This window comes from Pseudomonas asuensis (genome assembly GCF_014646755.1).
Classification (GTDB): Bacteria; Pseudomonadota; Gammaproteobacteria; order Pseudomonadales; family Pseudomonadaceae; genus Chryseomonas; species Chryseomonas asuensis.
On record NZ_BMNW01000005.1, the window covers coordinates 288,085 to 310,807 of the forward strand.

Annotated in this window: 17 protein-coding genes; 9 read left to right on the forward strand and 8 right to left on the reverse strand. The window is 57.6% G+C overall.

The window, feature by feature from the left end; translation table 11 throughout:
• Nucleotides 1-52: 52 nt before the first annotated feature.
• On the reverse strand, nt 53-1,669 hold the full coding sequence (locus tag IEX86_RS13230; protein WP_188866593.1) for a catalase: 1,617 nt from the start codon (nt 1,667-1,669) through the stop codon (nt 53-55).
• A gap of 688 nt (nt 1,670-2,357) precedes the next feature.
• Nucleotides 2,358-2,537, reverse strand: a complete 180-nt coding sequence (locus IEX86_RS13235; RefSeq protein WP_188866594.1) for a hypothetical protein — start codon at nt 2,535-2,537, stop codon at nt 2,358-2,360.
• Between the two features lie 351 nt (nt 2,538-2,888).
• On the opposite strand from IEX86_RS13235, the gene IEX86_RS13240 reads away from it, so the two are divergent.
• Entirely contained in the window at nt 2,889-3,179 is a 291-nt protein-coding gene (locus IEX86_RS13240) for a hypothetical protein (RefSeq protein ID WP_229685334.1), read from the forward strand.
• Between the two features lie 21 nt (nt 3,180-3,200).
• Here the strand turns inward: IEX86_RS13240 and IEX86_RS13245 are convergent, their stop codons facing one another.
• The 6 genes from IEX86_RS13245 to kdpF are packed head-to-tail and all read right to left on the reverse strand — an operon-like array spanning nt 3,201 to nt 11,025.
• The gene (locus IEX86_RS13245; RefSeq protein WP_188866596.1) at nt 3,201-3,902 is read right to left on the reverse strand and encodes a response regulator; all 702 of its coding nucleotides are present in this window, start codon (nt 3,900-3,902) and stop codon (nt 3,201-3,203) included.
• Between the two features lie 59 nt (nt 3,903-3,961).
• Nucleotides 3,962-6,607: a DUF4118 domain-containing protein gene (locus tag IEX86_RS13250; RefSeq protein ID WP_188866597.1), complete on the reverse strand. Its 2,646-nt coding sequence runs from the start codon at nt 6,605-6,607 to the stop codon at nt 3,962-3,964.
• Nucleotides 6,604-7,149 (reverse strand): potassium-transporting ATPase subunit KdpC, encoded by a 546-nt coding sequence (gene kdpC, locus IEX86_RS13255; protein WP_188866598.1) that lies wholly within the window; start codon nt 7,147-7,149, stop codon nt 6,604-6,606. The genes IEX86_RS13250 and kdpC overlap by 4 nt, the downstream gene beginning before the upstream one ends.
• A 28-nt stretch (nt 7,150-7,177) precedes the next feature.
• Complete coding sequence (gene kdpB / locus IEX86_RS13260; RefSeq protein WP_188866599.1) at nt 7,178-9,223, reverse strand: potassium-transporting ATPase subunit KdpB; 2,046 nt, start codon at nt 9,221-9,223, stop codon at nt 7,178-7,180.
• A gap of 1 nt (nt 9,224) precedes the next feature.
• Complete coding sequence (gene kdpA, locus IEX86_RS13265; protein ID WP_188866600.1) at nt 9,225-10,925, reverse strand: potassium-transporting ATPase subunit KdpA; 1,701 nt, start codon at nt 10,923-10,925, stop codon at nt 9,225-9,227.
• 10 nt (nt 10,926-10,935) lie between these two features.
• Nucleotides 10,936-11,025: a K(+)-transporting ATPase subunit F gene (gene kdpF / locus IEX86_RS13270; protein ID WP_010795812.1), complete on the reverse strand. Its 90-nt coding sequence runs from the start codon at nt 11,023-11,025 to the stop codon at nt 10,936-10,938.
• A 424-nt stretch (nt 11,026-11,449) separates the two neighbouring features.
• Between kdpF and IEX86_RS13275 the strand changes: the two genes are divergently transcribed.
• From IEX86_RS13275 to IEX86_RS13310, 8 genes are all read left to right on the forward strand, one after another.
• Nucleotides 11,450-12,343, forward strand: a complete 894-nt coding sequence (locus IEX86_RS13275) for a chemotaxis protein (protein WP_188866601.1) — start codon at nt 11,450-11,452, stop codon at nt 12,341-12,343.
• Nucleotides 12,344-12,426: 83 nt separating this feature from the next.
• The gene (locus IEX86_RS13280; RefSeq protein ID WP_188866602.1) at nt 12,427-12,705 is read left to right on the forward strand and encodes a DUF3820 family protein; all 279 of its coding nucleotides are present in this window, start codon (nt 12,427-12,429) and stop codon (nt 12,703-12,705) included.
• Between the two features lie 163 nt (nt 12,706-12,868).
• Nucleotides 12,869-14,992: a TonB-dependent siderophore receptor gene (locus tag IEX86_RS13285; protein ID WP_188866603.1), complete on the forward strand. Its 2,124-nt coding sequence runs from the start codon at nt 12,869-12,871 to the stop codon at nt 14,990-14,992.
• 93 nt (nt 14,993-15,085) lie between these two features.
• Nucleotides 15,086-15,814, forward strand: coding sequence for a DUF4198 domain-containing protein (locus tag IEX86_RS13290; RefSeq protein WP_188866604.1), 729 nt, complete (start codon nt 15,086-15,088; stop codon nt 15,812-15,814).
• 121 nt (nt 15,815-15,935) lie between these two features.
• Complete coding sequence (gene mifS, locus IEX86_RS13295; RefSeq protein ID WP_229685342.1) at nt 15,936-17,696, forward strand: sensor histidine kinase; 1,761 nt, start codon at nt 15,936-15,938, stop codon at nt 17,694-17,696.
• Nucleotides 17,693-19,027 (forward strand): two-component system response regulator MifR, encoded by a 1,335-nt coding sequence (gene mifR / locus IEX86_RS13300; protein ID WP_188866752.1) that lies wholly within the window; start codon nt 17,693-17,695, stop codon nt 19,025-19,027. Before mifS ends, mifR begins: the two co-directional genes overlap by 4 nt.
• A gap of 194 nt (nt 19,028-19,221) precedes the next feature.
• On the forward strand, nt 19,222-20,532 hold the full coding sequence (locus IEX86_RS13305) for an MFS transporter (protein ID WP_188866605.1): 1,311 nt from the start codon (nt 19,222-19,224) through the stop codon (nt 20,530-20,532).
• A 141-nt stretch (nt 20,533-20,673) separates the two neighbouring features.
• A complete protein-coding gene (locus IEX86_RS13310; protein WP_188866606.1) occupies nt 20,674-22,416 on the forward strand; it encodes a ClcB-like voltage-gated chloride channel protein in 1,743 nt (580 codons plus the stop codon).
• Nucleotides 22,417-22,723 lie beyond the last annotated feature (307 nt).

Sequence of the window (22,723 nt, forward strand, 5' to 3'; positions counted from 1 at the left end):
GCTTATGAATCAACGTAGCCGTTAAGCAAGACCTAGAGAGCCTTAAGAAGGATCATTTAACGCTGCCCGTTGTGACACTGGCCTGCGTTGGATTGGTTTTGCTGTCACCCTCCGGCTCACCGGTGTCATAAAGGGTAACGTCTATATCCTGCCCTGGCGCTGGGTGACCTTCCAGCGGCGGCAACGCCTTGGCCTTCTCGATATCGATGCCCACGCCGTCAGCCAGACGCTGACCGTAGTCCGGGTCGCAATGCCAGAAGTGCCAGATCATCCGCAGCTGGATGTTTTCCGGGCACTGCTTCAAATCGCCAGTGATATTGTTGATCAGGTCTTCACGCTCCCACTCCTCAAAGGTGCGATAGCGCTCACCCGCCTGCTGGTAGTCCGCTGCGGTTTTGGTGGTCTGGTAACGGCCCAGATGTCCCTCGACCCACTGGTGGTAATCCTTCTTGGGCTTGGGTGCTTCACGCAGACCGCCCTGGGTGCTGGGCTCGTAGTTCACATGAGGATTTTCCCCACCATTATCCACGTTGTAGGCCATGAAGCCGTCGCGCTGGTTGGTGGCTACCGTTGTTTTTGCCGCATTGATCGGGAGTTGCAGGTAGTTGGCGCCTACGCGATAGCGCTGGGTATCCGAATACGACAGCGTCCGGCCCTGCAGCATCTTGTCGTCGGAGAAGTCGATACCGTCTACCAGCACGCCAGTACCAAAGGCAGACTGCTCGGTCTCGGCAAAGACATTAGACGGGTTGCGATTCAGGACAATGCGACCTACCGGTAACAGTGGGAACTTGTCTTCCGGCCAACGCTTGGTGTCATCGAGCGGATCAAAGTCCAGGTTCAGGTGCTCATCCTCAGACATGATCTGCACGCACATTTCCCACTCGGGAAATTCGCCACGCTCAATCGAGTCGTACAGGTCGCGCGTTGCATGGCCTACGTCATTCTTTTGAATTTCAGCGGCCTGCTCGCTGGTCAGGTTCTTCACGCCCTGCTTGGGTTCGAAGGAGAACTTACACAGTACCGCTTCACCTTTGTCATTCACCAGTTTGTAGGTGTTTACGCTGGAGCCCTGCATGTTGCGATAGGTAGCCGGGCGGCCCCAGGGGCTTTTGACCCAGGTAACCATGTGCAGCGCTTCAGGATGGTGCTGCACGAAATCATAGAAACGCCAGGGTTCCTGACGGTTACTGACAGGATCTGGTTTGAACGCATGGATCATGTCTGGGAACTTGATCGCATCGCGGATAAAGAAGACCTTGAGGTTATTACCAACCAAGTCCCAGTTGCCGTCTTCGGTATAGAACTTGATGGCGAAGCCACGGGGGTCTTGGGCTGTCTCGGGTGATTCCTTGCCACCGATCACAGTGGAGAAGCGCAGAAAGATAGGCGTCTGAACGCCGGTCTTGGTGAGCACCTTGGCTCGGGTGTATTTGCTGGCAGGCTCGTCGCCGATCTTGCCATAGGGTTCGAAATAACCATGCGCCGCCGTACCACGGGCATGCACGACGCGCTCGGGGATACGCTCGCGGTCGAAATGGGTAATCTTTTCAATAAATTGGTAGTTTTCCAGCGTAGCCGGGCCGCGCTCGCCTACGCTGCGCAGGCTCTGGTTGTTACTGACAGGGTGCCCCTGACGGGTTGTGAGTACTTTCTGTTCGTCAGCCATAATGATGTCCAAGCCTAAATTCACGGTTGTTGGAGTTATTTAGGTCTGGAAAGCCGCAGGGAGTTCGGCCAAGCGAAGCGCCACTAAGCGGGCATAATGTGACAATCAGGTGTTACAAAGCGTGGCAGACTACTGCGGCAGGTGACTTTTTCAGACTGCCCTAAAAAGCTGCAGCCCTTATGGAGCGCGCCTCTAAGCGGCTATTACAGCGCTAGAGAAAGCCACTTTAACGTAAGCATTCAAAGCGCTTCAGGCACCCCATTAATAATGTTAACCAAGGCTATTAGCTCTTCTGATCAATCCAATGTGTCGGTTGACAGAGGACAGGTAGGGTGAGCCGTAGCATTTGGGCATCCCCTTCATGCCCTTGTCTGAGCGCCTACAGCCCGTCAGCTTTCTACTGCATCAACCTTTAACCATGCGCTTATACGTGAGTTGAGGGGTCACGTTCTGGCTCGCCTCGACCCGTATGTCGACGGTGTTCGTTACCAGCTGCTTTCATCAGCCGGAATGCTGCTCCACTGTCCAATGCCGGGGCTTGGATGCTATGGATCTTTATTGACCCTCCCCGCCAAGCCCTCAGTCGCGACACGTTATTGGATACTACGTGCAGGCATACGATTGAGACCTTTAGCTGCAATGTCGATTGCACAGAGTGACTGAGGGCATGTACTTGTGTCAGGCAGCCTTACTTGCCGCTGTTGGCATCTTGGTTATCTTGGCTGGTGGCATCATCCTGAGGTGCGTGCATCTGGATGGACGCTTTTTCGGCACTGGATTCGCTGGACTTATCATCGGAACTGCCAAAGCAACCGCTGAGTAGAACGGCGCATAGTGAAAGTCCGACCATGCCTATTCTAGAAACCATCTTTCTACCTCCACATCGATTTACGAACCTGCCAATAGCCAGGCCCTTACCAGAAAGTCGACCGTAGATCGTCTTGAATGGTTCGAGAGGGAATGGAGCAAACACGAAGCAGCCAGTGCTTTTTTCGTGATACAGGTCAAAACCACCGGTCAGTCTTTCACGCTTTTTTGACAATCAGATGATTTCAAATCGCTACCCTGCCGGTTCATTCATTAAAAGGGAGCCTTTACGTGCACAAGACGTATCCGCTCATCTCCAAAATGAACCATTGCTGGCCTGGGGTATGGTCGGCCCGACAGGGAAATGGCATATTGCCACACCATGATTTAATTGATGATTGAGAAGTACATCATGACTCTAGCGCCTAGTACCGATCAGGTAATTAGTACCCCTCGTCGTGCTCGTCGTACCAAGCAATACGAATCCCAGTACGACTTTCATAATCGACTGCTCACCCGTTGCGAAGACCGCATCGAGGAGCTTGGGATGCTCGATACCATAAGCCGCGATGAGAAAATGACTCATCTGCAGAACATCGAACTGCTCGCCAATACCGTACTGTCCCAAACGGAAGAAAATGATCTGGTCAGACGGGCTCAGGCCGCCTTGCAATACAGCCGTGAGCACCTGATGGAAGCCTGATCGGCTCAGGATCAGAAAGGGTTAACCGTCGTGCCTATCAAGCAGGCGGTACCCCACACCTGGCTCGGTAACGATATAGCGCGGTGCAGCAGGCTCATCGCCTAACTTCTGACGCAAGTGCCCAACAACGACACGCAGATAATGAGTGTCCTCGGTATGGGATGGCCCCCAGATCTCTTTGAGAAGATGCTGCTGAGTCACGACGCGCCCAGGATGGCGGGCAAGATGCTCAAGCACTGCGTATTCCTTGCGCGTTAGAGCAATGTCGTTGTCTTGCACCGTGACGCGGCGAAACGCGAAATCTACCTTGAGGGCTCCTAGGGTAAGGGCCGATGCTGTCTGCGGTTGCATGCCTCCCTGCCTTAACAACGCCCGAACACGCGCCAGGAACTCCTGGATTCCGAAGGGCTTGGTAACGTAGTCGTTTGCGCCTGCATCCAGCGCACGGACCTTTTCCTGCTCATCGGACCGGACCGACAGGATCAGCACCGGCACGGAGGACCACTCGCGAATCTCCTTTAACACGGCCTGCCCATCCTCATCCGGCAGCCCAAGGTCCAGCACGACCAGATCGGGCCGCTCCAGCGCCGTTTTGGCCAATCCGTCCGTACCAGTAGCAGCCTCGATGACACGATAGGTTTGGGCCACCAGGCTAATACGCAGAAATTTGCGAATCTGTGGCTCGTCATCGATTACCAGGATTAGGGGCGCACTTGTGGTCATGGAAGCCTTCAAAAAAAGCGGACATCGCACGATGCTACGACATTGAAAAGCGAAACGCTTCAGCCCTCGTCATTGGCATCAGGCTGAGGGTGCAGCGGCAGATGCAACGTCAAGGTTGCACCACGATTTTCAAGCCCGGTATCGACCGTGACTCGGCCACCATGCGCGCCTACCATGCCCTGGCAGATTGCCAGCCCCAGTCCAGTGCCCTGCCCACCACGGTCACCTCGTGCGGCGGTATAAAACATATCAAATATCTTGGCTCGCTCCGCCTCGGGAATACCCGGCCCTTGATCACTTACAGCCAAGCGGATTTCTCCTTCGTGATGCTCGACCGTCACGTGCAGACGCCCATGTTCGGGAGAAAACCGTGCGGCGTTCTCCAAGACATTGATTAATGCCTGTTCGATAAGCGCCGGATGCACATAGAGCAATGGCATATCAGGTGGAATAGAGGTCTCAACCCGTAGCGCGGCTAGTACAGGCCGCAAACGACTAAGCGCGCTAGCTACGATATCTCCCGGCGATACCCAGTCACGGGCCAACTGCAGCCCGCCATGGCCCAGTCGGGTCATGTCTAGCAGATTCTGGATATAGCGATCCAGGCGTTCGGCTTCAAGCCGGGTCGTATCCAGAAGTGACTGCCGGTCTTCAGCGTTGATGCTATCGCTCAGGGTCGCCAGCGTGTCGATGGAGCCGCGCATGGCTGTAAGTGGTGTGCGTAGATCATGGGAAACAGAAGCCAGCAAGGCATTGCGTAACTGTTCGGTTTCGCCATGCAGACGCGCCGCTTCAAGATCTTGGGCCAAGCGAGCCCGCGCCAGCGCCTGGGCCAAGGGCTGGCCTAGGGCCGCAAACAATCGCCGTTGTTCAGCGCTCAATGGCTTCCCATTTCTGAGGGCGATACCCAGTAGCGCCAGTGGCCCGTCTTCGGCTACCAGTGGCCACCACCACCAACGGCCATGAGGCAAGGTATCCGTTCCATGGCCGGCAGGCTGCTCATGCTTCCATGCCCAATCAGCTGCTGCACGCTCGGTTTCGCTCAAAGCAGCGGCTGTACCAGCTTCGGCCTGCCACTGATCGTGACTGTCTCGGCTCATCAGACAGACGTCGGTTTCTGTTGAACCCAACTGCTGGGCAGCGGCCTTCAATACCGCTTGCCGGTCAGTCGCAGCGGTCAGTTTGCGTGATAGCTCCAGTAGCGCACTGGTCTCGGCCTGTGCCTGCCGTAAACTGTTTAGCTGCCCTCGCTGGCGGGATGCCAGATTGCCGGTGAGCGTGGCCATGAATAGAAAAAACATAAGCGTCAGGACATCCTGCTCACGCTGGATGGTGAACGAGAACAGCGGCGGGATGAACAGGAAGTTGTACGTCAGGAAGCTCAGCACTGCACACAGCACGGCGGGGCCACGGCTGCTATGAATGGCCACCAGCAGGACAGCTGCTAGAAAGACGAGCGAAATATTGGGCAGCTCCAACAAGCTGGACGCCGCCTTGGCCAGAATGGCGGCTCCGGCGGTAGCGCCCAAGGCCAGCCAATAATTCTGGCTGTTGTAATACGGCGCTTTTAGTACGCTACGACAGCCTTCCTCGCGTGCGTCCAGAACGCTGATCTCAAGCCCTGCCTCATACTGCAACAGCTGCGAGGCCAGGCCGGTGCCTAGTAGACGACGGGCCCAGGTTGGCCGGCTACGGCCTACCAGTAGCAGACTGGCCCGAATTTCGTCGGCGTAGCTCACCAAGGTCTTGGCAACTTCGCCTGCGCGCAAAATGACCACATCACCACCCAGCCGCTCCGCAAGTTGCTGGGCAGCCTGCAAACGGGAACGCTCGGTTTCATCCTGTACTCTGCCCGTTTCCACATGCACCAGGCTCCATGGCAGATGCCTGCGCTCCGCTACACGACTGGCATGACGCACCAGTCGCTCAGCTTGCCCATCGCCATTGACGGCCACTAACAGGCGCCCCAGGAGCGCTGGTGCGTCCTCCCCCAGGGCGCGGTAACGCCGGGCCAGATCCGAATCGACACGCGCCGCGGCCGTCTGCATAGCCATCTCGCGCAAGGCAGTAAGGTTGGTCTGGCTGAAAAAGGCATCGATAGCGGCCCGTGCCTGTTCGGGTACGTAAACCTTGCCCTCTCGCAGACGCTCCAATAACTCGCGAGGCGGTAAATCGATCAGAACAATCTCATAGGCGTCCTGTAACAGGCGATCCGGTACGGTTTCACGCACCTGCACACCGGTTACATCGCGCACCTGATCGTTAAGGCTTTCCAAATGCTGCACATTGACAGTGGTATACACATCAATCCCGGCAGCCAGGAGCTCTTCAATGTCCTGCCAGCGCTTGGCATGGCGGCTGCCAGGGGCATTGGTATGGGCCAGTTCATCAACCAGCACGAGCTGGGGCGGATTAGCCAGTACACCGTCCAAGTCCAGCTCCGCGAGCCGCATGCCTCGGTAGTCATAGCGCCGCAGCGGCTGCTGTGAGAGCCCTGTGATCAGCGCTTCGGTCTCGGCGCGACGATGAGTTTCCACCACGCCGATCCGCACGTTCATGCCTTGTCGCTGCAATGCCTGGGCAGCCTGGAGCATGGCATAGGTCTTGCCAACACCGGGCGCCGCCCCTAGGAACACTTTCAGCCGCCCACGCCCTTCTCCGTGATCGGCTAACAGTGCATCGGCGCGCTCGGCGGCATCGGTCATGGCGTGTGCTCATTCAGGGCCAGGTTGAGTTGCAGCACATTAACCACTGACGGGCCGATCAGCGAGCGCTCCGTGTGCTCATCGACCAGTTTTTCTAACTCGGCGGCCGGCATGCCCCGCGCGTGAGCAATTTGAGCGATCTGATAACGTGCAGCGTCTGGCGGTAGGTGGGGGTCCAGACCACTACCTGAGGTCATTACCAGCGCCAACGGCTCTGGTCCACTTCCCTGCTCCTTACCCAGCGACCCGCTGATCCGTTTTACCAGCGCAGGGTTGGACGCTGCCAGATTACTCGCACTACTGGACACTGTGGCGAAATCGCCTGCTGAGGGCCGTGGATGGAACCACTCGCTCCCAGTAAACGGCTGGGCAATCAGTGTTGAACCGATGACCTGCCCCGTCGAGTCATGAATCAGGCTACCGTTTGCCTGACTGGCGAACGCGGCCTGGCCAATACCGGCCACTACCAGTGGATAGGCCACACCTGTAATCAGGCTCATAACCAGCATCATCGCCAAGGCGGGACGAACGTGTGCAAACATAACGATTCTCCTAAGGAAGACTGGCCGCTCAGGCCAGCCCTACGGCCGTCAATGCCATATCGATCAGCTTGATGCCCACGAACGGCACGATCAGGCCACCCAGCCCATAGATCAGCAGGTTACGGCGCAGCAGCTGGCTGGCATTGGCTGCCTGGATACGCACGCCGCGCAGTGCCAGAGGAATTAGCACCACAATGATCAGGGCATTGAACACAATGGCCGACAGAATCGCGCTTTGCGGGCTATGAAGGCCCATTACGTTGAGTGCGTCTAATTGCGGATAAACACTGGCAAACAGGGCCGGCAAGATGGCGAAGTACTTGGCCACATCATTGGCGATAGAAAAGGTGGTGAGCGCACCACGTGTTACCAACAACTCTTTGCCCACCTGCACCACATCCAGAAGCTTGGTGGGGTCGGAGTCCAGATCCACCAGATTGGCGGCTTCACGTGCGGCCTGGGTGCCATCGTTCATGGCCATGCCGACATCGGCCTGGGCCAATGCCGGAGCATCGTTCGCACCGTCACCGCACATCGCGACCAGCTTGCCGTCGGCCTGTTCTTCACGAATACGGGCCAGCTTTTTCTCTGGCGTAGCCTCGGCAAGCACATCATCAACGCCAGCCTCGGCGGCAATCGCCGCGGCAGTCAGCGGGTTATCACCAGTGACCATCACGGTGCGGATACCCAGCTTGCGCAGCTCGGCGAAACGCTCACGGATACCGGGCTTGACCACATCCTTCAGGTGAATAGCGCCAAGTAATTGCCCGTCGGCACACACCAAAAGCGGCGTACCGCCATCTTTGGCGATACGGTCGATTTCACGGGCCAGCACATCCGGTAGATGACTACGGCTCAGGCCCAGAAAGCGCAGCACAGCATCGACAGCGCCTTTGCGATAGATATGGCCATCCCAGTCGATACCGGACAAGCGCGTTTCAGCGCTAAAAGTAACTGGCGTTACCGCACCACGGGCCGGCTCGCTCATGGGATGCAGGGCCCGCAGGTATTCGACGATGGACTTACCCTCAGGGGTATCGTCCACCAGTGACGCCAGCAAGGCGCCTTCGGCCAACTGTTTGGCCGTGATGCCGCTCGCCGCATACATGGCGCTGCACCGGCGGTTGCCAAAGGTAATGGTGCCGGTCTTGTCCAGCAGCAGCGTATGCACGTCCCCAGCAGCTTCCACGGCACGGCCGGACTTGGCAATCACGTTCAGTCGTACCAGGCGATCCATTCCGGCGATACCAATGGCCGAAAGCAGCCCGCCAATGGTGGTCGGAATCAACGTGACCAGTAACGCCGCCAAGTACAGCATCGGCAGATTACCGCCGGAATAACGGGCAAATGGCTGTAGCGTGACGACTACCAACAGAAAGATCAGCGTCAGGCCTATCAGAAGGATATCCAGTGCGACCTCGTTAGGCGTCTTCTGCCGCTTGGCGCCTTCGACCAGGGCGATCATCCGATCCAACGTGGACTCGCCCGGATTGGTCGTGATGCGTACCAGCAGCCAGTCTGAGACAACCTGGGTATTGCCTGTCACGGCTGATCGATCTCCGCCTGACTCACGTATTACCGGCGCAGACTCACCTGTAATGGCCGCCTCGTTAACCGCGGCGATTCCCTGGATAACCTCACCATCCCCCGGAATCAATTCGCCCGCTTCGACGCGGACCACATCTCCTTTACGCAACCCTACGGCCGGTACCATTTCGAACAGGCCGTCCGCGGTCTGGCGACGGGCCATGAGATCCTGCCCTACGCCTTTCAGGCTATCGACACGTGCCTTGCCGCGTCCTTCGGCTAGGGCTTCGGCAAAGTTGGCAAAGAGCACCGTGAACCACAGCCACAAAGTGATTTGTACAGCCACGGCGGTACTCACTCCGGCTTGCGGCAAAAAGCACAGCACGGTGGTGAAGACGGCGGTCAGCTCCACAACGAACATGATCGGCGAGCGCATCAGCTGCCGCGGGTCCAGCTTCACGAAGGCCTGGACCAGCGCTGGCTGCCAGAGCGGTTTGCCGGGCGCAGGCGCAGCGGCAGCAGTGGCCGGTTGGGTATGCACGTTCATATCAATGTCCACCAAAAAGCGTCAGTTGATCAGCCATCGGACCGAGGGCCAGGGTGGGCAGGAAGGTCAAGCCGCCTACCAGAAGAATGGTCAGGGTCAGCAAGGTGACGAACAGCGGACCGTGGGTAGGAAAGCTGTTTGGCCCCTGCGGGACGGTACGTTTGGCCGCAAGGCTTCCGGCAATTGCCAGCACGGGCAGGATGTAGCCGTAACGGCCAAGCAGCATGGCCAACCCCTGCATGAGGTTATGGAAAGGCATATTGGCGCCAAAGCCGCCAAAGGCTGAGCCGTTATTGGCTGTAGCGGAGGTGTAGGCATAGAGCAACTGGCTGAAGCCATGCGGCCCGGGATTGCTAATGGCTAAAGCAGGCCCCGGCACGCTGACAGCCAGAGCACCCAGGACCAGCACACCTAGCGGCATGACAAGCAGTGTCACAACCAGAAGGCGAACCTCTCGCGCTTCAAGTTTCTTGCCCAGATACTCAGGGGTACGCCCGACCATGAGGCCCGCCAGAAAGACGGCAATTAGTACGTTGAGCAGCATGCCGTAGAGGCCGGCGCCTACCCCGCCAAAAACCACCTCGCCCAGCATCATATTGAATAGCGCCACCAACCCGGACAACGGCGAAAGACTGTCATGCATGGCGTTGACGGAGCCGTTGGAGGCTGCCGTGGTGGCAACCGACCAAAGCACCGAAGCGGTAATACCAAAGCGGCTTTCCTTGCCCTCCAGCGAGGCGCCTTGCTCTACAGCCAGCGAGGCCAGAGCCGGATTGTTCTGCCACTCAGCCCACAGCGACACACCTATGCCGATTAGCAAAAGGCCCAGCATGCAGGCCAGGATGGCACGGCTCTGGCGTAGGTCCTTCACATAATGACCGAAGGTAAACACCAGCGCGGCAGGGATCAGCAGCAGCGAGACCATTTCCAGCAGGTTGCTCAGCGCTGTAGGGTTCTCGAAAGGATGCGCGGAGTTCGCGCCGAAAAAGCCACCGCCATTGGTGCCCAACTGTTTAATGGCAATCTGACTGGCGGCAGGCCCCAGCGGCAGAGCCTGCGTACCGCCCTGGACCGTCTGGGCATCAATGTAGGCCGAGAACGTTTGCGGCACGCCTTGCCAGATCAGCAGCACGGCCAGCACCAGGCTAAGGGGTAGCAGGATATAGAGCGTCGCGCGGGTCAGATCGACCCAGAAATTACCCAGTGCCTCAGCACTGCGACGGCTCAAACCCCGGCTAAGCGCAACCAGCACGGCAATTCCGGTAGCCGCACTCACAAAGTTCTGCACGCCCAGGCCCACCATTTGGCTGAAGTACGACAGGGTTCCCTCGCCGCTGTAAGCCTGCCAGTTGGTGTTGGTGACAAAACTGATTGCTGTATTGAGCGCCAGGGTCCACTCAAGCCCCGGCAACTGCTGCGGGTTGAGCGGCAGATATGCTTGCAGCAGAAGCATCAGGAACAAGGCCAGCAGGCCGACCAGATTGAACATGAGCAGCGCCAAGGCATACTGCTGCCAGCGCTGCTCCTGCCGACTATCAATGCCACCCAGGCGATAGCTCACCCGCTCCAACGGCCTTAGGACCGGGGTAAGCCAGGTGCGCTCGCCTTCGAGGACACGGTAGAAAAAACGCCCCAGAAGAGGCGCTGGCGCTAGGAACAACGCCAAAAACAGGACAATCAACAAGCCATCGGTAGTGCTCATGGTCCTGGCCTCACGAACGGTCGGCGCGCATCAGCGCCACCAGCAGGTACACGAACAGGCCGACGGCCAATAGCAGGCACAGGCTATCCAGAACGCTCATGACTTTCTCCTTTACGCGGCACGACCGCTGATGGAGAACATTGTCGGGAGGAGTCCCGTAAAGGATCGAGACGCAGGTTCTTAGGAAGGCGTAAAGAAAGCGTTAAGAAATGCAGGGCGACCCGTCAGGACTGGCCTGCTTAATGTTCTGCTGCAAGGCTTGATAGCTCCTTTGGAGGCCAGAACTCCTCACTCTTTTGCTTTTATTAAGGCTGACATGCCTGTGATAAAAATTCTTTTGACGGCCTTCAGATAAGCTCACCAATGGAATAGCAGACGAGTGAAGTCTGATCTGATGATCGGTGCCTATGTCTGTTATCTGCCTGCCAGACGGGTGCGACATTATGGATAAATTCTTGCCTAAACCTTCACCGCTATCGGCCGATAGCCCTGGCAGCTAAGTTGAATTCCTGTACAGGTCGCCCATGCCCAAGCACAATCCGTCCGACGATTCCCTCTCGCTACTATTGTTCTCCCTGCGCAGCGGAAAGCTCATGGCCATCAACCTGCTCAAGGTCAGCGAAATCATTCCCTGTCCGTCTCTGACGCGCATGCCGGAGTCTCATCCGCACGTCAAAGGTGTGGCCACGCTGCGTGGTGTCTCGCTGTCAGTGATCGACCTGAGCCGTGCCATTGGCGAACAACCGCTGGTTGATCCCTCTGGCGGCTGCCTGATCGTGACCGAGATCAGCCGCACTAAACAGGCACTTCATGTGCAAAACGTTGCCAAGATCATTCACTGCCGATCAAGCGATATCATTCCGCCACCCTTCGGCTCTGGCAGCCGCGCCTTTGTAACTGGCGTAACCCAGATAGAAGGTACGCTGGTCCAGGTGCTGGATATTGAAAAGGTCATTCATGGCATCGCACCGCCCGCCCTAGCACAGGCGCCTTCAGCTCTGAACGATGAGGACGCCAGGGCTCTGGAGGCAACACGCATTCTTATCGTGGACGACAGTCAGGTCGCACGAAACCTGTCGCTTCATTCCTTGCAAGCATTGAATATCCGTTGCCACACCGCCCGTAGCGGCAGGGAGGCAATTGACAAACTTCTGGATCTGCAAGGCACGGCCGACGAAATCAATGTGGTCGTATCCGACATTGAAATGCCGGAAATGGATGGCTACGCACTGACGCAAAGTCTGCGTGAGAGCCCGGACTTCAAGGACCTCTACGTGCTCCTGCATACCTCATTGGATAGCTCCATGAACAGCGAAAGGGCCAAGAAGGCAGGCGCCAACGATGTACTGACCAAGTTCTCGCCACCGGAGCTTACCCGCTGCGTTATTCGCGCTGCCCACGCCATTCAGGGGCACTGATCTCGCCCGCCTGCCTCGATACAGTAGAATGCCTGGGGTCGATCAATGACCCAGGCATTTCAATCCCTACCCTGTGAGGCTTTATGGACCCGAAGGATCTGCAACTGCTAGTGACCCGTGAGATGCCCTATGGCAAATACAAGGGCCGCGTCATTGCTGATCTGCCCGGCCATTACCTTAACTGGTTTGCCCGTGAGGGGTTTCCCAAAGGTGAAATCGGTCGCCTGATTCAGCTGATGCAGGAAATCGACCACAACGGCCTCTCAACTCTGCTCGAACCGCTGCGCAAGGCGCATCCGCCTAAGTACGGTAACCGCTTTCCAGACAAGCCCGCCAAGCCCAAGCGCTATTCCTTCGACTGATATTTCCTCTATCCCACGTATCCGCTTCTTTCCGAGCCGCAAATAACGCATTACCCATACACATAAGAAGCTACAGATTCTTGATTGATAATGATTATCAAAATATATAGCATCCCGATCCTTTTCCGCCTCTGGCGGCTCTTATCAAGGAAAAGAAGAAGAAATGCGGCGTTTTATCGTCCCAGTGCTCTCTCTGCACGCTTTTACCTGCCATGCCCAAGAAACCCCAGCGGATAACGAGCCAGCCTCGTTATCCCAAATGGAAATCACGGCCAGCATGGGCGAAAGCGCCCAGAGCCCCGTCGAAGGCTACCGGGCAACCCGCTCGGCCAGCGCAACACGTACCGACACGGCAATTCATGAAACCCCTCAGTCCATTAGCGTAGTACCTCGCCAAGTGGTAGAGGATATTGGCGCAACACGGCTTGAGGATGCCCTGGACTACGCGGGGGGCGTAGAGCGAGGCAATAACTTTGGCGGACAAGGCCTGACCGAGTTTCTCGTACGCGGCTTTAGTACCCAGGAGTTTTACCGCAACGGCTTTGCCGTCAACCGTGGCTACCCAAACATGCCGGATGCCAGCACGATTGAGCGCATCGAAGTGCTGCGTGGCCCTGCGTCCATGCTCTATGGACGAGGCGATCCGGGCGGCACCTTCAATATTGTTAGCAAGCAGCCGCAGGCCGATCGGAAAACCGTACTGGGTAGCCAGTTCAACACCCAGGGACTGCATCGCGGCACGCTCGATACCACCGGTGCGCTGGATGAAAATGCTGAGTTTACCTATCGCCTGAATCTTGCGGCTGAAGGCAGCGACAGTTTTCGCGACCATGTGGAGAGTGAGCGCTATAGCGTAGCGCCTGTCCTGCGCTGGCAGCTGAGCGACCAGACCGCCGTGATCCTGGAGGGCGATTACCTGCATAACCGTCACCCCCTTGACCGCGGAGTAACCCGCTACGCCAACCAGAACGGTCAGCTGCCACGTGACCGCTTCCTGGGCGAAGAGGACGCAGGTAAGTTTCGCAATAAAAACGCAACGACCCAGCTGCGTATCGAGCATCAGCTCAACGACGACTGGGCCATCCGAGGTGGCGTGCAGTATCTCGACGGTAGCCTGGAGGGCGGCGCCGTGGAAAACAACGGCTTGGCAGCCGATGGGCGCACTATTGGCCGCAATTACAGCGAGCGTACCTTGGAGTGGGACGACATAGCCTTTCAAACCAATGTGGAAGGCCACTTCAATACCGGAGGGCTCGCCCACACGTTGCTGGCGGGGCTCGAGTATGACGACTTCAACTACAAGTCCCTTATCCGCCGCTCCAACGGCAGCATCAATGCCTTCCCGCTCGACCTCTACGCACCTGTCTATGGAAAGGCTCTGCCTGAACTGACCCGCACGGCAACGCATGATGACGAGAACCTGAAGTCCTATGCGGTCTATCTGCAGGACCAGGTCGACCTTACCGAGCGTCTCAAGGCGCAGGTAGGCGTGCGGCTGGAACGCTTCGAGCAGAAGTACACCAACTACCTGTCTACTTCGGGTAGTTGGGATCAGGCACACAATGCTGTATCGCCTCGTTTCGGCCTGGTCTACGACTTAACCGATTCACTGGCCGTGTATGCCAATACAGCACGCTCATTCAAACCCAACCGGGGCGCAGATCGCAGCAGCCAGGCGTTCGATCCGGAAAAAGGTGTTGCCTACGAGACCGGTATCAAATACGACGTGCCGGAACATGATTTGAGCATTACGGCAGCCCTGTTCCATATCACCAAGGAAAACGTCCTGACCTCGGACCCGCTCGACAGCAATTATCAGATTGCTGCCGGCGAAGTTCGCAGTCGAGGGTTTGACCTCAGCCTGGCGGGCAATATCACACCGCAATGGCGCGTTATCGGTGGCTATGCCTATGTCGATGCCGAAGTGACCAAGAGCACAACCTCTACCATGCCAACCGGCAGCCGGTTGGCAAACGTGCCTACACATAGCGTGAATCTACTCAATACCTACGAATTCGACTCGGGTCTGTTGAGTGGACTTGGCGTTGGCGTAGGGCTGAAGTACGTGGGTGATCGCAAGGGCAGTACGTCGTCCACAGCGTTCGACATGTCGTCCTATACCGTTGTCGACCTGCTGGCCTATTACCCGCTGACCGACCGCATTCGCCTGAATCTCAACCTCGACAACGTCTTCAACGAGGAATACGACGAGCGTGCCTGGGGTTCGATCTGGGCCTACCCCGGTGCGCCACGCACCCTGCAGGCTGGGGTTTCCATCACCTTGTAAGCCGAACGCGGCGTGTGCCGGATTCATCGCCTGCACACGCCTCGCTTTTCTCGAAACGCTGTATCCCGTCACGCTCGCTACAGGAACCTCGACATGAATACCAAGCACACTCTGGTGGCCGCCACCCTTGCATTGTCCGTTTTCAGCGGCTCGCTGTTTGCCCATGCGCTCTGGCCGGAAGAGCGCCGCGGCCAGATCGAAGTAGTCTTTGGCGAAGGCGCCGAAGAGGATGCCTATGACCCTGCCCGGATTTCCGGTGCCTGGGCCTATGACACGTCTGGCAAGGCCGTGCCGGTTGCAATCGAAAAGCAGGGCGACCATGCACGCTTGAAGCCCGAATCCAAACCGGCAGTTCTGGCTGTCGCGCTGGATAACGGGTACTGGGCGCAAGGCCAGGACAAAAAGTGGGTCAATAAGGGCGCAACCGAGGTGCCTGGCGCACTCGCCTCTGGACGCTATTACAAGTACAGCCTCGCCGTCATGGAAAAAGACGCCAAGCTGCCCTCTCTGGACGCGCTTAAATTCGCCATCATTCCCCAAGGTGACCCGCTGGCGGTAGAGCCTGGTGAGACACTGGGCGTGCAAGTTCTGGTTGATGGAAAGCCGGTCTCCGGTATCAAGCTATACGACGATGTGATCAACGCGCCCGATCATGTCAGCGCTACTACCGATGCAGAGGGCCGTGCCCGAGTCACGGTACGCCACCATGGTCGCAACGTGATTGGCGCCAATACGGAAGTCAAGCAGGACGATCCTGATGGTCGTATACGTGGGATGTTCTCGACATTGGTTTTTGTCAGCCCTAGCGACCATCATCATTAACAGCAGCGTGACAGTTTGATTACTGGCCATCGGAACGCTTTTGACAGGAGTTTCGGTGGCCGAGCTGTCAGTCCAGGCCGAACACAGTATGATCAGCGCTCCGCTGATCGCGAAGTCTGCCATGCGCCTGCCCCGTTTCTCGCGTCTGTTCACCATATCGCTTGTCATCATTGCCGGTGCCGTACTGGTAGCCTATGCCGCCGTGCGTCAGGCTGAACGATATGCTCTGCGTGAGGCCGGTGCGCTGAGTGAAGAACAGTTGCACCTCTATGCGCGCAACTTGCAAACCCTGATCGATCGCTATCGTTCCCTACCAGCCGTGCTAGCGCTCGACCCAGCGATGAGCGAGAGCTTAAGCGGCCCGCTCAGCGCCGAGGCCCAGCAGCAACTTAACCTCAAGCTCGAACAGCTTAACCGGGCCGCTGGCTCATCCACCCTGGAGCTGCTTGATCACACCGGTCTTGCCGTAGCTGCCAGCAACTGGCGCCTGCCAACTAGCTACGTAGGCCATAACTACGGGTTTCGTCCCTATTTTCTACAAACGCGCACCCAAGGGGCGGGTCGCTTTTATGCCATAGGCGTCACCACAGGCATACCCGGTTATTTCCTTTCTCAGGCCGTAACGGCCAATGACGGCAGCTTTCTCGGGGCCATTGTAGTCAAGTTGGAATTTCCCGAGCTTGAGCATTCCTGGAGCCAGCAGCCGGACACTATCCTGGTAAGCGATGCCCGTGGGATCGTATTTATCGCTAACCAGCCGGGATGGCGGTATCGCATTCTCGAATCGCTAACGCCTGAAGACCATGCCGAACTTGAAGAGACGCGGCAATACAACCGTCAATCGCTCTTTCCGCTGCGTTATCAGTCTGTAAGGACGCTGGCGCAGAACCAACGGCTGACGCGAATCAACGGCCCCCATGGACCGCAGGACTTTCTTTGGACGTCACTGCCACTAACAGATGAAGGCTGGACGCTGCACCTGCTGCGCGATCGCTCGCGCCTGCCGAACAGTGCACAAACAGCTGGCCTTGCGGCAGTTGGCGCATGGCTCGCGCTTGTATTCGCGATGCTCTTTCTACAGCAACGTCGTCGTTTGGCCCGCGAGCGCCAGCGCAGCCGTGATGAGCTGGAGCGGTTGGTCGAAGCGCGCACTGCCGATCTGCGAACCGCCCAGGACGGCCTGATCCAGGCCGCCAAGTTGGCCGCACTTGGGCAGATGTCTGCCGCCCTCGCCCATGAGCTGAACCAGCCGCTCACCGCCCAGCGTATGCAGCTTGCCAGTGTTCGCCTGCTACTGGATCAACAGCGCCACGACGAAGCCCGCCAGAGTCTTGGCCGTATCGATGAACTCCTGAGCCGTATGGCGGCGCTGACGGGACACTTAAAGACCTATGCCCGCAAGACCCCTGCCGGCCTTCGTGAGCCACTGGATTTGGCCTGTGTCGTGGATAAATCCTTTGAGCTGCTGGCACCCCGGGTCCAGAATGAGAAGGTCGAGGTAAGCCTGCGCATGAGCCGACCTGCCAAGGTACGTGGCGATGCCATCCGTCTGGAACAGGTGCTCGTCAATCTCTTGCGCAACGCACTGGATGCCATGGCAGACACGTCGACTCGCCAGCTGGATATTGCCCTTGCACCTGAGCGGGGCCGCTGGCTGCTGACGGTTACCGACTCCGGTAGCGGGATAGCGGAAGACCATTTGAGTCAGGTCTTCGACCCCTTTTTCACCACCAAACCGGTCGGTGAAGGATTAGGGCTTGGCCTGGCAGTGTCGTACGCTATTGTCCATGAATTAGGCGGCGAGCTGACCGTTGAGAACATCGCCCAGGGTGCGCGCTTTACGCTGGCCCTGCCCATGGTGATCGAAGAGGACCCGACCTGATGGACCGCGTAATCGTCATCGATGATGAATCCACTATTCGGGAAGCCATCGAGCAATGGCTGCAGCTTTCCGGGTTTGATGTCGCTCTGTATGCCAGCGCCGAGGCCTGCCTTGCGCAATTGTCCCCCGACTTTGCCGGCGTAATCATCAGCGATGTTCGTATGCCCGGCCAGGACGGATTCTCGCTGCTGGAGCAGCTTCAGGCGCTGGACAAGGACCTGCCTGTCATTCTGCTCACCGGCCACGGCGACGTCACAATGGCTGTAGAGGCCATGCGCCAGGGTGCCTACGATTTTCTGGAAAAGCCCTTCAGCCCCGAGGCGTTGCTCGGGAGCCTGAAGCGCGCCCAGGAAAAGCGCCGTCTGGTACTTGAGAACCGACGCCTGCATGACCATTCGGACCAAAAGGCGCAATTGGCCTCTCGGCTGATCGGCTACTCCCGATCAATGGAAACACTGCGAAGACAGGTTCTTGAACTTGCAAACACACCGGTCAACATTCTTCTACGCGGCGAGACAGGCAGCGGTAAGGAACTGGTTGCCCGGTGCCTGCATGATTTCAGCACGCGTACTACCAAACCCTTCGTAGCACTCAACTGTGCGGCTATTCCCGACACGCTGTTCGAGGCCGAGCTGTTTGGCCACGAGAGTGGCGCCTTTACCGGGGCGGCAGGCAAGCGGATCGGCAAGCTGGAACATTCCAACGGCGGCAGCCTTTTTCTGGATGAGATCGAAAGCATGCCTCTCACCCAGCAGGCCAAGCTACTGCGGGTCTTGCAGGAGCAGCAGCTGGAGCGACTTGGCTCAAACCAGAGTATTCCCGTGGACCTGCGCATCATCGCCGCGACCAAGCCTGACCTGCTGCAAGAGGCCCGAGCGGGCCGGTTCAGGGAGGACTTGGCCTACCGTCTTAACGTAGCTGAACTCTACCTGCCGCCCCTACGTGAACGCCGTGAAGACATTCCCCTCTTGTTCGAACACTTTCTCCAACAGGCGGCCAAACGCCTGGGTAGAGAGCCAAGCTCGCCCAGTGGTAGCCAACTGGCACGCCTTCTTGCCCATGACTGGCTGGGCAATGTGCGAGAGCTGGCCAATGCGGCCGAGCGACATGTGCTGGGGCTGGATAACGGGGGGATGCAATCACCTCCAGATCGCTCGCTTTACGAGCAGATGGAAGCCTTCGAGGCGCAATGCCTGCGCAATGCCTTGGCCCGGCATAAAGGCGATATCAAAGCGGTATTGGAAGAGCTCAAGCTTCCCCGCCGCACCCTCAATGAAAAGATGCAGCGCCACGGGTTAACCCGCGAAGCCTTTCTGGAAGCTGATAGCTGATCGATAAACCAACTCAGCTCCAAGATAAGCGGAAATCCGCTTATCTTCAGTCATTACTCGGCAAAAATCCGCTCACATCGCCCTCCGCAACCCGCTGAATACGGCTATTACGGTGATGGCACGGCTCGTGCTACCAGAAAGACAAGCCGTGCGTTTACGCATCGGCACATAACAATGATAAGAGAGGATTCCGAATGGAAAGCACCGCCACCCTGAATGCGGGCGTCGCGCCCAAGACCACTTCACAGCGCATCAGATCTATCTTCAGCGGCTCTGTCGGTAACCTGGTCGAATGGTACGACTGGTATGTCTACGCTGCCTTCTCACTCTACTTTGCTAAATCTTTCTTCCCCCAGGGCGACCTGACGGCTCAGTTGCTTAATACTGCTGCCATTTTTGCCGTAGGCTTTCTGATGCGGCCCATTGGCGGCTGGCTGATGGGCGTATACGCAGACCGCAAAGGGCGTAAAGCCGCCTTGATGGTGTCAGTCATCATGATGTGCGGCGGCTCGCTGATCATTGCCCTTACCCCCAGCTACGCCACTATTGGCGTGGCCGCACCGGTGTTGCTCGTGGTGGCCCGCCTGCTACAAGGACTCTCCGTAGGCGGCGAATACGGCACCTCGGCAACCTATCTCAGCGAGATGGCAACCAAGGAGCGTCGTGGCTTCTTCTCTAGCTTCCAGTACGTGACGCTGATTTCCGGTCAGCTTATTGCGCTGGCGGTACTGATCGTCCTGCAACTGACCCTGACCAACGAGCAGCTCGAAAGCTGGGGCTGGCGTATTCCCTTCCTGATCGGTGCCGCCTGCGCCGTTACTGCGCTATATCTGCGCCGTAGCATGGAAGAAACCGCCTCCTTCAAGAAGAAGGACGAAAGCGTTGCCAAGGAAAACCCGATGCGCACGCTGATGCGCCATCCCAAGGAGCTATTGACGGTCGTAGGCCTGACCATGGGCGGCACCCTGGCGTTCTATACCTACACCACCTACATGCAGAAGTACCTGGTGAATACTGTAGGCATGAGCAAGAGCGACTCAACCATGATCTCGGCCGCCACGCTGTTCTTGTTCATGCTGCTACAACCCGTGATTGGCGCGCTCTCTGACAAGATTGGCCGCCGTCCTATCTTGATCGCCTTTGGAGTGTTGGGAACAATTTTCACCGTACCGATCCTGACCACGCTGCATACCGTCGAGACGACCTGGGGCGCCTTCTTTCTGATCATGGCGGCCCTGGTAATTGTCAGCGGCTATACCTCGATCAATGCGGTGGTAAAGGCCGAGCTGTTCCCTACTGAAATCCGCGCCCTGGGTGTTGGCCTGCCCTATGCGCTGACTGTTTCCATCTTTGGCGGCACTGCAGAGTACCTGGCTCTGTGGTTCAAGAGCATCGGCATGGAAACGGGTTACTACTGGTACGTCACCGGTTGCATTGCCTGCTCGCTCCTGGTCTACCTGTTCATGAAAGATACTCGCGACCACTCCCGCATCACCCACGAGTAAACACGTCCCAAGGGCCCCGAAAGGGGCCTTTTCGGTCGCAGGCAGTATCATGCAGGGCGTTTTTGTCTTACCCGGGGGATAGCCCTTGTGTGATGCATGGTCCATGATCCGAACTGCATTTCTTGTGGCTTCGGATTGTTTATGAGGGTTATCGCCCGGCTGGTATCGTCCCTTCGTCAAACCTGGCAGCGCTTGAGCGAGCGGCTTGGTGACACTGAAAACCTGAGCACCCTGCTCTGGGCTATTCCCATTGGCATCGTCGGTGCACTGGTAACGCTAGGTTTTCGCCACGCCATTGACCTGATTCATATCGCCGCCTTTGGCAAGACCGCAGACGTGGTCGAACTGGCCCAGTCCAGCGAATGGTATATGCGCCTGATCGTGCCTACGCTGGGCGGTATCGTGGCAGGCTTTCTGCTCCTGCTCAGCCGGCGGTATACCAAGGCCACTGCGCATTCGGACTACATGGAAGCCATTACCCTGGGCGATGGCCGCATTCCCATCCGGCAGACCCTGGCGCGTAGCTCATCGTCACTGTGCTCGATTGCCACTGGTTCCTCAATCGGCCAGGAAGGTCCAATGGTGCAACTGGCAGCGCTCTGCGCCTCGCTGGTAGGACGCTTTCGCAAGATATCACCCGAGCAGATGCGTACGCTGGTGGCGTGTGGGGCTGCAGCCGGCATTACCTCTGTGTATAACGCACCGATTGCCGGAGCCTTCTTTGTCGCGGAAATTGTGCTCGGCACCATCGTGGCGGAGCGCATGCCACCGCTGATCATGGCCTCGGTCGTCGCCAACCTTACGATGCGTTCGCTGCCCGGTTATCACTCCATTTACAGCGTGCCGTCATTTGAACCCCTGAGCTTGTCGCAAGACCTGATGTTCATTCTACTGGGCATCCTGCTCGGAGCCCTGGCACCGCTGTTTCTATGGCTACTGGAACGCTCACGCAAGCGGATCGACCAGATTCCCCTGCCGTTGCCGGTCAAGCTGGGTTGCGGCGGACTTGTGGTCGGCCTGATCTCTATCTTTTACCCACAGACCTGGGGCAATGGCTATAGCGTTATCAATGATTTCATCAACCATCCCTGGCCCTGGACCGCGGTTGCAGCGCTCCTGGCCTTCAAGCTATTAGCCACAACAGCTTCAGCCGGTACAGGTACGGTAGGTGGGATTTTTACGCCTACCCTGTTCGTCGGCGCGGCTATCGGCGTGCTGTTTGCCAGCTTGGTCGAGCATCTTGCCCCAGCCCTGCATGCGCCCACGTTCACCTATGTGGTAGTCGGTATGGGCGCCTTTCTCGCCGCTACCAGCCGCGCGCCACTCATGGCCATTCTTATGGTATTCGAGATGACGCTCAGCTACGACATCGTATTGCCGTTGCTGCTTTGTGTAGTGGCAGGGTATTACATCAGCGGCGCGTTCTCGCCTCGGTCGATGTATGCGGTTACCACCAAGAACAATGAGTTGTGGAAAGCTCGCAACCAGACGCGGAACCTCAAGGTCCGGGCGATTCTCAATGAAGGCGCGCAAACCGTACCGGCTTCTGCCACGCTGGAGGAGGTGCTGCACACCTTTCGCGAGCAAATCGTCAAGTTCGTGTATGTGATTGACGAGAATGACCTGCTGATCAAGATCGTGGCGCTTCGAGACCTCAATAGGGCTCAGGCAGCCGGCACATTGGATTCGAGCCTTCTGGCCAGAGATCTTCCCAGCCATACGCTTCCCCTGCTTCACCCCTACGATAACCTCACCGTCGCGCTGGAAGCCTTCCTGAATCACCCCGGTGAGCGGCTACCGGTGGTGGAGAGTCAGGCCTGCCCCCGGCTTTTGGGTTATGTGTCGAAAAGCCAGGTGCTGGCGCATCTGAAGCTTTACTTATGAAGACCTGTAGCCGTGTCTTAAATGCACCTGAATGTCAGAGCGCCTCTGGCAGAGGCTACCGCCTGGCTATCAGGTATGACTTCGCCATCAAACTACTTGGCCAGCAACGCTGTGCGATAGGAAGACAGGCTATTCATAGCCACCCTGCCGCAAGTCTCACTACACGTTCTGTCAGACTTCCTACCCAAGCCTTTACTCACCTTTTCTTTACTGCGTGGTCAAAGCGATCATCTGTCGAGCGTCTCGCATGGACACGTGCGCCGTGCCTGTTCTAATCAGCACCGGCTCACGCTCGACTCGCTTTATT

Excerpts from the sequence above, each read along its gene's own strand:
- kdpF (WP_010795812.1), bottom strand. The coding sequence starts at position 11,025 with ATGAGCGTTCTGGATAGCCTGTGCCTGCTATTGGCCGTCGGCCTGTTC.
- IEX86_RS13245 (WP_188866596.1), bottom strand. The coding sequence starts at position 3,902 with ATGACCACAAGTGCGCCCCTAATCCTGGTAATCGATGACGAGCCACAG.
- IEX86_RS13240 (WP_229685334.1), top strand. The coding sequence starts at position 2,889 with ATGACTCTAGCGCCTAGTACCGATCAGGTAATTAGTACCCCTCGTCGT.
- IEX86_RS13235 (WP_188866594.1), bottom strand. The coding sequence starts at position 2,537 with ATGGTTTCTAGAATAGGCATGGTCGGACTTTCACTATGCGCCGTTCTA.
- IEX86_RS13310 (WP_188866606.1), top strand. The coding sequence starts at position 20,674 with ATGAGGGTTATCGCCCGGCTGGTATCGTCCCTTCGTCAAACCTGGCAG.
- kdpA (WP_188866600.1), bottom strand. The coding sequence starts at position 10,925 with ATGAGCACTACCGATGGCTTGTTGATTGTCCTGTTTTTGGCGTTGTTC.
- kdpB (WP_188866599.1), bottom strand. The coding sequence starts at position 9,223 with ATGAACGTGCATACCCAACCGGCCACTGCTGCCGCTGCGCCTGCGCCC.
- IEX86_RS13250 (WP_188866597.1), bottom strand. The coding sequence starts at position 6,607 with ATGACCGATGCCGCCGAGCGCGCCGATGCACTGTTAGCCGATCACGGA.
- IEX86_RS13280 (WP_188866602.1), top strand. The coding sequence starts at position 12,427 with ATGGACCCGAAGGATCTGCAACTGCTAGTGACCCGTGAGATGCCCTAT.
- IEX86_RS13285 (WP_188866603.1), top strand. The coding sequence starts at position 12,869 with ATGCGGCGTTTTATCGTCCCAGTGCTCTCTCTGCACGCTTTTACCTGC.
- IEX86_RS13275 (WP_188866601.1), top strand. The coding sequence starts at position 11,450 with ATGCCCAAGCACAATCCGTCCGACGATTCCCTCTCGCTACTATTGTTC.
- mifS (WP_229685342.1), top strand. The coding sequence starts at position 15,936 with ATGCGCCTGCCCCGTTTCTCGCGTCTGTTCACCATATCGCTTGTCATC.
- IEX86_RS13290 (WP_188866604.1), top strand. The coding sequence starts at position 15,086 with ATGAATACCAAGCACACTCTGGTGGCCGCCACCCTTGCATTGTCCGTT.
- IEX86_RS13230 (WP_188866593.1), bottom strand. The coding sequence starts at position 1,669 with ATGGCTGACGAACAGAAAGTACTCACAACCCGTCAGGGGCACCCTGTC.
- kdpC (WP_188866598.1), bottom strand. The coding sequence starts at position 7,149 with ATGTTTGCACACGTTCGTCCCGCCTTGGCGATGATGCTGGTTATGAGC.
- IEX86_RS13305 (WP_188866605.1), top strand. The coding sequence starts at position 19,222 with ATGGAAAGCACCGCCACCCTGAATGCGGGCGTCGCGCCCAAGACCACT.